Origin of the sequence: Tabrizicola sp., from assembly GCF_041919135.1 — a bacterium.
Lineage (GTDB): Bacteria > Pseudomonadota > Alphaproteobacteria > Rhodobacterales > Rhodobacteraceae > Tabrizicola.
In genome coordinates this window covers 123,651-135,452 of sequence record NZ_JAYRUJ010000006.1, presented here as the reverse complement: position 1 = coordinate 135,452, position 11,802 = coordinate 123,651, and the positions used below count along the sequence as shown (strand labels likewise).

Annotated in this window: 11 protein-coding genes; 7 read left to right on the top strand and 4 right to left on the bottom strand. The window is 68.1% G+C overall.

All coding sequences use genetic code 11. The annotated features are described in order from the left end of the window. Nucleotides 1-54: 54 nt before the first annotated feature. Genes ACE3UA_RS06845 through ACE3UA_RS06830 form a run of 4 tightly spaced genes read right to left on the bottom strand, consistent with a single transcriptional unit; the run spans nt 55 to nt 3,903 of the window. Nucleotides 55-1,083, bottom strand: a complete 1,029-nt coding sequence (locus ACE3UA_RS06845) for an extracellular solute-binding protein (RefSeq protein ID WP_374643677.1) — start codon at nt 1,081-1,083, stop codon at nt 55-57. Nucleotides 1,084-1,104: 21 nt separating this feature from the next. After that, nucleotides 1,105-1,905 carry an ABC transporter permease gene (locus tag ACE3UA_RS06840; protein WP_374643676.1) on the bottom strand — a complete coding sequence of 267 codons (801 nt, stop codon included), beginning with the start codon at nt 1,903-1,905 and terminating at the stop codon, nt 1,105-1,107. Continuing rightward, nucleotides 1,898-2,824: an ABC transporter permease gene (locus ACE3UA_RS06835; RefSeq protein ID WP_374643675.1), complete on the bottom strand. Its 927-nt coding sequence runs from the start codon at nt 2,822-2,824 to the stop codon at nt 1,898-1,900. Before ACE3UA_RS06835 ends, ACE3UA_RS06840 begins: the two co-directional genes overlap by 8 nt. Nucleotides 2,825-2,826: 2 nt before the next feature. Further along, nucleotides 2,827-3,903 carry an ABC transporter ATP-binding protein gene (locus ACE3UA_RS06830; protein WP_374643674.1) on the bottom strand — a complete coding sequence of 359 codons (1,077 nt, stop codon included), beginning with the start codon at nt 3,901-3,903 and terminating at the stop codon, nt 2,827-2,829. 258 nt (nt 3,904-4,161) lie between these two features. On the opposite strand from ACE3UA_RS06830, the gene ACE3UA_RS06825 reads away from it, so the two are divergent. The 7 genes from ACE3UA_RS06825 (at nt 4,162) to ACE3UA_RS06795 (ending at nt 11,756) form a co-directional block, all read left to right on the top strand. Beyond that, complete coding sequence (locus ACE3UA_RS06825) at nt 4,162-5,847, top strand: Na/Pi cotransporter family protein (RefSeq protein WP_374643673.1); 1,686 nt, start codon at nt 4,162-4,164, stop codon at nt 5,845-5,847. A gap of 1 nt (nt 5,848) precedes the next feature. Next, entirely contained in the window at nt 5,849-6,964 is a 1,116-nt protein-coding gene (locus tag ACE3UA_RS06820) for an extracellular solute-binding protein (RefSeq protein WP_374643672.1), read from the top strand. 63 nt (nt 6,965-7,027) lie between these two features. Continuing rightward, a complete protein-coding gene (locus tag ACE3UA_RS06815; RefSeq protein ID WP_374643671.1) occupies nt 7,028-8,125 on the top strand; it encodes an ABC transporter ATP-binding protein in 1,098 nt (365 codons plus the stop codon). Next, on the top strand, nt 8,118-9,140 hold the full coding sequence (locus tag ACE3UA_RS06810) for an ABC transporter permease (RefSeq protein ID WP_374643670.1): 1,023 nt from the start codon (nt 8,118-8,120) through the stop codon (nt 9,138-9,140). The genes ACE3UA_RS06815 and ACE3UA_RS06810 overlap by 8 nt, the downstream gene beginning before the upstream one ends. Beyond that, the gene (locus tag ACE3UA_RS06805; protein ID WP_374643669.1) at nt 9,137-9,943 is read left to right on the top strand and encodes an ABC transporter permease; all 807 of its coding nucleotides are present in this window, start codon (nt 9,137-9,139) and stop codon (nt 9,941-9,943) included. The genes ACE3UA_RS06810 and ACE3UA_RS06805 overlap by 4 nt, the downstream gene beginning before the upstream one ends. Next, a complete protein-coding gene (locus ACE3UA_RS06800; protein ID WP_374643668.1) occupies nt 9,940-10,974 on the top strand; it encodes a sugar phosphate isomerase/epimerase family protein in 1,035 nt (344 codons plus the stop codon). The genes ACE3UA_RS06805 and ACE3UA_RS06800 overlap by 4 nt, the downstream gene beginning before the upstream one ends. Beyond that, nucleotides 10,971-11,756, top strand: coding sequence for an inositol monophosphatase family protein (locus ACE3UA_RS06795; protein WP_374643667.1), 786 nt, complete (start codon nt 10,971-10,973; stop codon nt 11,754-11,756). The genes ACE3UA_RS06800 and ACE3UA_RS06795 overlap by 4 nt, the downstream gene beginning before the upstream one ends. Nucleotides 11,757-11,802 lie beyond the last annotated feature (46 nt).

Below are 11,802 nucleotides of genomic sequence, written 5' to 3'. Positions count from 1 at the left end.
GGAATTCCGGAATCGGGGGTGCGGGCCGGACCGGGTGCGGTCCGGCCGGGTCGGTCACTTCAGGAGATCGGTCCAGATGCGGGTATAAAGCTCGTTGATATCGGGCGAGCAGGGCGGGGTGAACTCGCCCATGCCGACGAATTCGGCCGGGATGACGATCTCGGGCGCCTCGCGCATGTCCTCGGGCATGAAGGCCTCGGAGCCGGCGATCCCATTGGCATAGCGCGCATAGGCCGAGATCAGCGCGGCGTTCTCGGGGTCCATGATGAAGTTCTGGAACAGCCTGGCGTTCTCGGCGTTCGGCGCCGATTTCAGCACGGCGACGTTGTCCATCCAGATCGGATAGCCCTCGCGCGGGTAGCCGTAGACGAAGCGCGGCGCTTCCAGCCGGATGCGCATGCCGCCGCCGCTCCAGATCAGGCCGGCGGCATAGTCGCCGCCGGTGAACTTCTCGACGCTGGCATAGTCCATCGCCAGCCATTTCGGCTTGGCCGCCACCAGCTTCTCATGGACGCGCTTCAGCACCTCCATGTCATCGGTGCAGCTTTCGCCACCCTCGGCCAGGATCGCCAGCGTCATCACGTCGCCCATCTCGGGCACGACGTTGATCTTGCCGACAAGCTCGGCGGGCGGGTCGAGGACGATCGACGAGGTGTTGGGGTCGCCCTTGTAGACCTCGGTATCGACCACGACGCCGGTGGTGCCCCATTGCCAGGGCACGGTGTAGTGCCGGCCGGGATCGAAGGACACGTCGATCCAGCGCGGGTCCATGTTGTGGAAGTTCTCCATCTGGTCGGGGCGGGTCTCCATGAGCAGGCCCTCGGCGATCCAGATCGGCACGAAGGTGGAACTGGGCACCACGATGTCGAAGTCGTTGCCACCCTGGCGGGCCTTGGCCAGCGCGGTGTCGTTCGAGTCGAAATCGGTGATCGTAACCTCGACGCCGTAGGTCTTCTCGAACTTCTCGATCAGTTCGGGGTTGGTGTATTCGCCCCAGTTGAAGATGTTCAATTGGCCTTCGGCATGGGCGGTGCCGGCCAGTGCGAGGCCGGGCAGCGAAAGGAAGAGGACGGGCAGGCGCATCGGTGGCTCCTCTGGCTGGGGTCAGGTCTTCTTGCGGTTGAGAAGGAAGAACAGGCTGACGACGGCGACCGAGATCGCCAGGAACACCGTCGAGATCGCGTTCATCTCGGGTGTCACGTTGCGGCGGAGCTGGCCGAGCATGTAGGTCGGCAGCGTCTCCTGCCCGGCCGATTTGATGAACTCGGTGATCACCACGTCGTCGAGCGAGACCACGAAGGCCAGCATGAATCCGGCAAGGATCCCGGGCCAGAGCAGCGGCAGGGTGATCCGGCGGAACACTGCCCAGGGCCGCGCGTAGAGATCGGCGGCGGCGCGTTCCAGCGACAAGTCCATCCCCTCCAGCCGGGCGCGGATCGGCAGGTAGGCGAAGGGGATGCAAAAGGCGGTATGGGCGGCGATCAGATAGCCAAGGCCGGTATAGCCGGTCCAGACCTTGATGCGCGAGAAGACGACCAGGAGCGCGACCGCCGTCACGATCTCGGGCACCACCAGCGGCTGGTTGAGGAAGGCGACCTTCGTCGCCAGCCCGCGATAGGGCGGGGTCCGCGTCGTCGCCAGCGCCGCCATCGTGGCCGCCACCGTGGCAAGGAAGGCAGCGACCGGCGCCACCGTCAGCGACCGCAGCAGCGCCGCGACGATCTGGTCGTTCTGCCAGGCGGCGCGGAACCAGCGCAGCGAAAAGCCCTGAAGCTCTCCCAATGTGTTGCCGGCGTTGAAGGCGAAGACCACCATCGTCGCCATCGGCAGGTAGAGCAGGAAGAAGCACAGCAGCGCGATGAAGGTGAAACCGCGCTGGTGGCGGACGGAATGCGGCCTAGCCATGCGCCCGCCCACCCGATTTCGCGGCGGCGCGGGCGTAGAGCAGCAGGGCCAGCATGACCACGGCCGTCAGCGTCAGCGACAGCGCCGCCCCCAGGGGCCAGTTCCGCCCCTGCCCGAATTGCAGCTCGATCAGGTTGCCCAGCATCAGGTTCTTGCCCCCGCCCAGAAGCCGCGGCGTGACATAGGCGCCAAGTGCTGGAATGAAGACCAGGATGCAGCCGGCCAGGATCGCGGGCCGCGTCATCGGCAGGATGATGCGCCACAGCACCCGGCGGTTGTTGGCGTATAGGTCCGAGGCGGCCTCGGCGAAGCTGAAGTCGAACTTCTCCAGGTTGGAATAGATCGGCAGCACCATCAGCGGCAGATAGACATAGGCCATGCCCAGAAGGATGCCGAGGTCGGTGAACATGATCTGCAAGGGCCTGTCGACGATCCCGGCCCGGAGCAGAAGGCTGTTCATGACGCCCTCGTTGCGGAACACCTCCTGGATGGCAAAGGTGCGGATCAGGAGGTTGGTCCAGAACGGGACGATGATCAGGAACAGCCAGAAATCCCGCCGGTGCGCCGGACGGTTGGCGATGAAATAGGCGGTGGGAAAGCCGATGATGAGCGCGACCACGGTGGTAAGGGCCGCCAGCTTCAGCGACCGCCACAGGATGCTGACATGGGCCCCGGCCAGCCCGATGCTGTCGTCGAAGAGCCCGCGCTCGAAGAAGACGCCGAACCAGCCGTCCAGCGAGAACTGCCAGTATTTCACGTCGCCGTAATCGCCCTTGGCCATGAAGGAGTAGAGCACGATCACCGCCAGCGGCAGCACGGCGAACAGCGCCACCACCACCAGCGCCGGGGCCGAGAGCCACCAGCGGGCGCGGATCGACCTGCGTGCGGCATCCTCGGCGATCTTCAAGGCGCCGGGCATGGTCAATCCCTCAGCACCCGGGCGGCGCCCGGCTTGAACGCGATGGCGACCTCGGCGCCGGGTTCCAGCCTGAGGCGGCCGCCGGGGCTGTTCTGCTGGCGCAGCACGAAGTCCGATCCATCTGCCAGGCGGATGTGCAGATGCGTGTCGGTGCCGAAATAGACCACCCGGTCCAGCTTGCCGCGGAAGTCGCCGCCGTCGGCACGCAGTTCGGCATGTTCGGGGCGCACAAAGACGGTGGCCCGGCCGTTCGGCGCGATGCCCTCGGGCAACCCCGCCTCCACCATGCCGCCGGCCGCCAGTCGCACCCTTGCGCGGTCGCCCTCGATCCCGTCGATCTCTCCGGCAAGGAAATTCGCCTCGCCGATGAAATCGGCGACGAAGCGGTCGCGCGGGCTGTCGTAGATCTCGCGCGGGGTGCCGACCTGAAGGATGCGCCCGCCGGACATCACCGCCACCCGGTCCGACATGGTCAGCGCCTCTTCCTGGTCATGCGTCACGAAGATGAAGGTGATGCCGGTCTCAAGCTGCAACCGCTTCAACTCGCCCTGCATCTCCTTGCGCAGCTTCAGGTCCAGCGCCGACAGCGGCTCATCGAGCAGCAAGACCCGCGGCTCGGGCGCAAGCGCGCGGGCCAGCGCCACCCGCTGCTGCTGGCCGCCCGACAGCTGCGAGGTGCGACGGTCGCGCAGCGCCTCCATCCGCACCAGCGCCAGCATCGCATCGACCCGCGCAGCGATCTCGGCCCGGCGCCTGCCCTGCATCTCCAGCCCGAAGCCGATGTTCTGTGCCACGGTCATGTGCGGAAACAGCGCGTAGTTCTGGAAGACCGTGTTCACCGGGCGGGCAAAGGGCGGCTGGCCGGCGATGTCGCGGCCATGCAGGCGGATCTCGCCGCTGTCGGGAAAGCCGAAGCCCGCGATCATCCGCAGCAGCGTGGTCTTGCCGCAGCCCGAGGGGCCGAGGAGCGTGAAGAACTCGTTCTCGCGGATCTCCACCGAGACACCGTCCAGCGCCCGCGCCTCGCCGAAGCTCTTGGCGACGTCCAGGACCTCGATCGCCGGCGCAACTGCCGCCATCCGTATCGTCCTTCCTGTTGCGGTCCGCCGGACCTGCGGCGGGACTCATCTGGTTTTCACGTCAGATTAAATGGACTGAACATACAGTCAAATACTTTATGGCGAATAGTGGACTGGTGAAATACATCAAAGCGGCCATGATCGCCGCGCCAGTTCCATGCCAGTGTGTGACTCGTTCGGTGAGGCCGTGCGTGAGGGGACGGGCAACATGCAGGACCAAAGCCATGCCGCCGGCACCGCCGTGCAGGATCCCGCCCGATGAGCGGGGCCGCCATGCTGGTGCATCTGGCCGGGGCGGTGGCGCTCTTGCTCTACGCCACGCGCATGGTGCGCACGGGGGTGGAGCGGGCGGGCGGGCCGCTGTTGCGCCGCCACCTGCAGCGCGCGATGTCCGGGCCGCTGCGGGCGGCGCTGGTCGGCACCGTGCTTGCCATCGCCTTCCAGAGCGCGACTGCGGTCAACCTGCTGCTCTCCTCGCTGGCGGGCAGCGGCCTGATCGCCGGGGCCGCCGCGCTGGCGGGCGCGCTGGGGGCGGACCTCGGCTCGGCACTGGTTGTGCGGCTCCTGACGCTGGATCTGTCGCTGGCCATGCCGCTGGCACTGGTCGCCGGCACGGTGATCTTCCTCTCGACCGAGCGGCGGGTCTGGCGGCAGGCGGGGCGCATTCTGGTCGGCGCGGGGCTTCTGCTGCTGTCGCTGCAACTGATCGGCCAGGCGTCCGAGCCGCTGCGCGAAAGCAGGTTCCTGCCGCTGGTGATCGGCTTTCTGGCCGGCGACCCGTTCACCGCCTTCCTGGTCGCGGCCATCGGCGCCTGGCTCTTCCATTCCTCGGTTGCCTTCATCCTTCTGATCGTGGCGCTGGCGGCGCGCGGCGTGGTGCCGGCGGAACTGGGGCTGGACCTGATGCTGGGGGCCAATCTCGGCGGCGCGCTGATCGCGGTGATGCTGACGCGCGGGGCGGAACCCGCGGTGCGCGCGGTGCCCTTGGCCAACCTGGCGCTGCGCGGCGGGGCGGCGGCCCTGGCGCTGGCGGCGCTGACGGTCTTTCCCTTCCCGCCCGACCTGCTGGGCGCCGGCGCCGCGAACCAGGTCCTGAACGGCCATATCGCCTTCAACCTGGCCATCCTTGTCCTGGCCCTGCCGCTGGTGCGCCCGACCCATGCCGTCCTGCTGCGGCTTCTGTCCAGGCCCGCCGACACCACCACCGATCTTGCCGCCACCGCGCTCGACGACAGCGTCCTCGGCCAGCCCGCGCTGGCGCTGGCCAATGTCACCCGCGAGGTGGTGGGCATCTGCGGCGATGTCGAGGCGATGCTGGGCAGCGTCCTGGAGCTGTACGAGCGGCCGGACGAGGCGGTGCGGCAGGCGGTCCACCGGCTCGACGACAAGATCGACCTTGCCCACCGCGAGATCAAGCTCTACCTCGCCCGGCTGGCCGCGCTGGACCCCGACGCCGCCACCGCCCGGCGGATCGAGGAGTTGCTGGCCGCCTGCATCGCGCTGGAACAGGCCGGCGACGTGACCAGCGGCAACCTGCCCGCCCATGCCGCCCGGATGCACGACCGCGGCCTGTCGTTCAGCCCGGAAGGCTGGCAGGAACTGGTCGAGTTGCACGGCCTGCTGGTCGCCGACGCCCGGCTCGCCTTCAACGTCATCGTCTCGCGCGACCGCGACACCGCGCTGGCGCTGGTGCGCGCCAAGGAACGCTTCCGCGAGGCCGAGCGCCGGGCCACCGCCCGCCATTTCGGCCGGCTGCGCGACCGCGGCATCCGCAGCATCGAGACCTCGTCGCTGCACCTCGACACCATCCGCGACCTCAAGCAGATCAACTCGCTTCTCGCCACGCTGGCCTATCCGGTGCTGGAGGAGGAGGGGTGGCTCGCCAGTTCGCGGATCAGATTGCCCGCTTCCCGACAACCCGAACAACAAACCGGAGGTATCTGAAATGACCCACCTGACCCGCCGCAGCCTTCTCGCGACCGGCGCCGCCCTTCTGGCGACCCCGCTCATCGCCCGCCGTTCCCTGGCCTCATCGGGGGCGGTGAACGTCTTCGCCTGGGGCGACTATTTCCAGCCGAACATCGTCGAGGCCTTCGAGACGGCGACCGGCATCAAGATCAACGTCTCGACCTATGGCTCGAACGAAGAGGCGGCGAGCAAGCTGCGCGCGGCGGGCGGCAAGGGGTTCGACCTGATCTTCCCCTCGGTCGACACCCGCCCGAACTACGACGACGGCGACCTTCTGGCCGAGATCGACGAGACGAAGCTGGAGGTTGCCCGCATCGAGCCCGCGCTCTGGCGGTCGTCGCTGGAACTGGGCGCGGCCCGGCGCGGCAAGCGTTACCTCGTGCCCTTCACCTGGGGGACCGAGGGCATCACCTATGACAGCTCCGTCCACGATGTCGCGCCGGGAGAGCTGTCCTATACCCATCTCTGGGCCGACGGGCTGGATGGCAAGGTCGCCATGCGGCAGAAATCGGTTCTGGTAAGCCTGGCGATCTATCTGGACGCCACCGGCGAATTGCCGTCGAACCGGGCGATGGACCTTTACAAGTCCGAGGAAGACACCCGCCGCATCTTCGACGGCTGCGTGGCCTATGCGGCCAAGCACAAGAAGAACATCGGTTCCTACTGGAACAACGCGACCGAGGCGACCGGGGCCTTCACCGATGCCGGCTGCACCATCGGCCAGACCTGGGACACCACCGGCATCAAGCTGCACAACGACATCGACCAGAAATGGCGCTACGGCGCACCGAAGGAAGGCGCGCTGGCCTGGATGGACACCGCCGCGGTGCCGGCGGGGGCCGAGAACATCGACCAGGCCTATGCGCTGCTGAACTTCCTGCTCAGCCCGGAAATCGGCGGCATGTTCGCCAACAATACCGGCTACAACTCGGCCGCCGCCGGCAGCGCCGCGCATATGTCGGACGCCAACCGCGCGGCCTTCGAGATGGCCTATCCGGGCGACGCGATCGCCAACCTGTGGTGGTGGCCGATGTTCACGCCCTGGTTCAGCCAGGTGCGCGAGGAATATGTCGAGAAGCTGACCAACGCCTGATCCCCTGCGGGGGTGCGCGACCGCGCGCCCCCGTCCACCCCCTGACAACCGATGGAAACTCCGATGACTGGTCAGACAACCGGCAAGGCGATCGAGCTTCAGCAGGCTGCGGTGCGCTTCGGCTCCTTCCAGGCCGTGCATCCCACCGATCTCCTGATCAAGCCGGGCGAGTTCTTCTCGATCCTCGGCCCCTCGGGCTGCGGCAAGACCACGCTTCTGCGGCTCCTGTCCGGGTTCCTCGACCCGACCGGGGGCGATGTGCGGATCGGCGGCAAGTCGATGGTCGGGATCGACCCCTCGGTCCGGCCGACCGCGCTGATCTTCCAGAACCTCGCGCTTTTCCCGCTGATGACGATCTGGGAAAACGTGGCCTTCGGCCTTGAAATGCGCGGCTGGCCCAAGGCGAAGCGCCGGGCGCGGGCCGAGGAACTGCTGGCCACCGTCGCGCTGAGCGAACACGCGGCCAAGCTGCCGGCCCAGCTTTCCGGCGGGCAGAAGCAGCGCGTCGCCATCGCCCGCGCCCTTGCCGTGGAGCCTGCGGTGCTGCTGCTGGACGAGCCGCTTTCGGCGCTGGACCTGAAGCTGCGGCAGCACATGCGGGCCGAGTTGAAGCAGATCCAGGCCCGCACCGGCATCACCTTCGTCTACATCACCCACGACCAGGGCGAGGCCCTGACGATGAGCGACCGCGTGGCGGTGATGAACCGCGGCCGGATCATGCAGACCGGCTCGCCCGACGAGGTCTACGACCGCCCCGACAACGCCTTCGTCGCCACCTTCGTCGGCGAGATGAACGCGCTGGATGGCAGGGTCGGCCCGGCGTCGGAGGGGCTGGCGCTTGTCGAAACCGCGCTCGGCGGCTTCCGCGCCGCCAATCCCAAGGGGCTGCGCCCGGGCGACGAGGCGATCCTCTTCGTCCGGCCCGAGAAGCTGCGCCTTCTGGCCCCCGGCGAGGCAGAGGAGAACTGCATCGCCGCCCGCGTCACCCGCCGCGACATGGAGGGCGCCTGGTCGACCGTGGTGGTCGAGGCGGAGGGGCGCGAGTTGAAGCTGCACCTGCCGCACGGCACCGGCGGGCAGGTGCCCTCGGGCGAGGTCACCCTTGGCTTTCCGGGCCGCGAGGCGGTGTTCCTGCCGAAAGGGGAGATGTCCGATGACTAGGCTCTTCCGCGCCTTCGGGGCGCCGCTCGCCGCGCTGATCCTCTTGTTCTCGGGCGTCTGGATCCTGGGCCTGATCGCCGCGCCGCAGCTGATCATGATCGAGCAGTCGCTGTGGAAGATGGAGCGTCCGGCGGGGTCGGCCGAAATCTCGGTGCAGATCGACGGGCTTTACAACCGGCTGGACGTGATGGCGCTGGACCGCGGCGCGGAGGGCGCCGACCTTGCCGCGCTCGACGCCGAGGAGGCGGCGATCAAGGAAGAGATCGCCGCGCTGGAGGCGCAGGAAAGCACCCCGGTCAAGGTCTATACGCTGGACAACTTCGGCCAGATGGGCACCGCGCATCTGGCGATCTTCGCCAAGACCATCGCCGCATCGCTGGCGGTCGCGGCCATCGCTCTGATGGTCTGCTATCCGCTCGCCTATGCGGTGGCCAAGCTGGAAACCCCGCGCACCGCCGCGGTGATCATGCTGGCGCTGGTCATCCCCTATGCGATCAACGAACTCTTACGCATCTTCGCCTGGCAGATGATCCTCAACCACGGCGGCCCGGCCAACGCCCTTCTCGGCCTGTTCGGGATCGAGCCGGTCCCCTTCCTCGAAAGCGGCTCGGGCGTCTTCGTCGCCATGGTCTATGCCTATATCCTGTTCATGGTCTTCCCGCTCTACAACGTGCTGGAAACGCTGGACATGAACCAGGTCGAGGCGGCGCGCGACCTTGGCGCCTCGACCTGGCAGACCCACCGCCGCGTGGTGATCCCCCATGCGCGCCCCGGCATCGCGGTCGGCTGCATCATGACCTTCATGCTCTCGGCCGGCTCCTATGCCGTGCCCTACATCATGACCCGCGGCACCGCAGCGCCCTGGTTCACCCAGCTCATCTACAACCGCTTCTTCGAGGCGACCAACTGGAACGTCGGCGCCGCCTATGCGCTGAGCCTTTTGGCCGTCTGCACGCTCTTCATCTTCCTGATGATGCGGCTTTTGAAAGTCAGCCTGAAGGATATCGCCAAATGAGCCAGTCCGGTCCGGGCAGCACCTGGGTGCTGCGTCTCTACATGGCGGTATTCTTCGCCTACATGTTCCTGCCTTTGGGCGTGATGGTGGCGGCGGGCGTCAACGACTATTCGCCGCCCTCGATCACGGTCTGGCGCGGCTTCACCCTGCGCTGGTTCTCGGAATTCTGGGCCGATGCGCGGATGTGGTCGGGGCTGGTCAACTCGCTGGCCATCGCCGCCGCCGTCATGGCGCTGGCGCTGCCGATGGGGCTGGCGGGGGCGCTTCTGCTGACGCAGCTCGGGCGGCGGACGGCGGGGCTGGTCTATACCGTCATGGTCTCGCCGCTGCTGACCCCCGGCATCATCATCGGCATCTCGACGGTGATCTTCTGGCGCAACCTGAACGTCACGGCGGGGCTTTTCACCGCCATCCTCGCGCAATCGGCCTTCATCGCCTCCTATGCGATGCTGATGTTCATGGCGCGGCTGCAACGGCAGGACACGACGCTCGAGGAAGCCGCCCTCGACCTTGGCGCCACGCGGGCGCGGGCCTTCCGCCGCATCACGCTGCCGTTCCTCAAGCCGACCATCGTCACCGCCGCCGTCATCGCCTTCCTGCAAAGCTTCGAGAACTACAACACCACCATCTTCTCGATCGGCGGCAATCATACGCTGGTGACCGAGATCGGCGCGCGGATGCGCTTCGGCATCAGCCCGATCGTCAACGCCATCGGCATCCTCTTCATCATCGTCACCGTGATCTGCGCCATCGCCTGGGCGGCCCTCCGCCAGCGCGAGCGTCTGCGGGAGGCCACGGCATGAACGCCCCCGGCACTTTCCCTCAAGCCGGCGACGACTGGCAGGCCCGCATCGCCGCGCTGTCCCCCGCTGCGGCCGCCCGCCTTGCCGCGCGCGCGCGTTCGGCACCGCTTTTCGCCCATGCCTATGCCTTCCACCTGAACTTCCGTTTCGGGGCGATGGCGCCCGCCGACCTTCTGGCCCATGCAGCAAAGCACGGTCTGACGGGCGTGCAGATCCATGTCGAGGATGGCGAGGGCGCCAGCCTTGCCGCGATGACCGGCGCGGAACTGGCGGCTTTCGGCGCCGAGGCCCACCGTCTGGGGCTGGCGGTGCATGTCGAGACCTCCTCGACCGAGCCGGAGGATCTGGCCCGCACCGCCGCCATCGCCCATGCCACCGGCGCCGCCGCGATGCGCTGCTATCCGCGCTATGAGGGGCGGGTGTCGGAGATCATCGCGCGCACCGTCCAGGCGCTGCGCGGGCTGTCCGCGCTGGACCCCGAGGGCCGGCTGCAGTTCACGCTGGAACAGCACGAGGACCTGACCTCGGCCGAACTGGTCGGCATCGTGCAGGCGGTCGGCAACCCGCGCCTCGGCCTGCTCTTCGACTTCGGCAACATGGTGAACGCGGGCGAGACGCCGCTGGCCGCGCTGGCCGCGCAGGCCGGATGGGTGCGCGAGGTGCATGTGAAGGATTGCCTCGTGGTCCCCGACCGGGGCGGCTGGGCGCATCGCGCCTGCCTCAGCGGCGAGGGCCACCTGCCGATGCGGGCGCTGCTGGTTGGGCTGCTGCTGCTGGGCGAGGACATGCCGCAAATCCGCGCCTTCGGGCTGGAGGAGGAGGAGGACTACTTCGCCCATGCCCTGCGTTTCCCGGACGAAGGCCCCGACCCGCATATCCCCGCCCGCAGCGCCAGCTTTACCGACCCCGGCCCCGGCGACCTCGCCGCCCGGCTGCGGCGCGAGACCGAGGCCGCCGAACGGCAGGTGCGCATCGTTCGCGCCATGCTGGACGAGATCGCCACCGAAGCCGCAAGGAAGGCCCGCACATGACCGCTTCCCGCTGCCCCGCCGAAATGGCGGCCCTCGCCGAAGCCATGGCCGACGCCGTGCGCCCGGTGATCCGCCGCCATTTCCGCACCCGGATCGCCATCGACAGCAAGGACGACGCCAGCCCCGTCACCATCGCCGACCGCGAGGCGGAAACGCTGATGCGGGCGATGATCGCCGCGGCCTTCCCGGCGCATGGCATAAGGGGAGAGGAATTCGGCCTGCACCAGCCCGGTGCCGAATGGGTCTGGGTGCTGGACCCGATCGACGGAACCAAGTCCTTCGTCTCCGGCTCGCTGGCCTTCGGCACCCAGATCGCGCTGTTGCACCGGGGCAGGCCGGTGCTGGGCCTGATCGACCAGCCGATCACCGGCGAGCGCTGGCTGGGCCGGGCGGGGGAGGCGACGTATTTCAACGGCATCCCGGCGCGGACCAGCACCACCGCGAGACTGGCCGAGGCGGTGGTCTATACCTCGGCCCGCGACCATTTCACCGCGCCGCAGCAGGCGCGCTACGACCGGCTGGTCGGGCAGGCGCGCTTTGGCCGCAGCTCGCATGATTGCTATGCGGCGGGGCTCCTGGCTCTGGGGACCGTCGACCTGCTGGTCGAGGGCAACCTGCACGACTACGACATCCTGCCGCAGCTGCCGATCATCGAAGGGGCCGGCGGCATCGTCACCGACTGGCAGGGGCGGCCGCTGACGGATGCCCGGGTCTTCGACACCGTGCTGATGGCCGGCAATGCCGCGCTGCATGCCGCGGCACTGGCCGCGCTCGGCAGTTGAGCGTTTCGCCCCAGCCGCTACACTCGGCCCCGACAGGCGAAGCGAT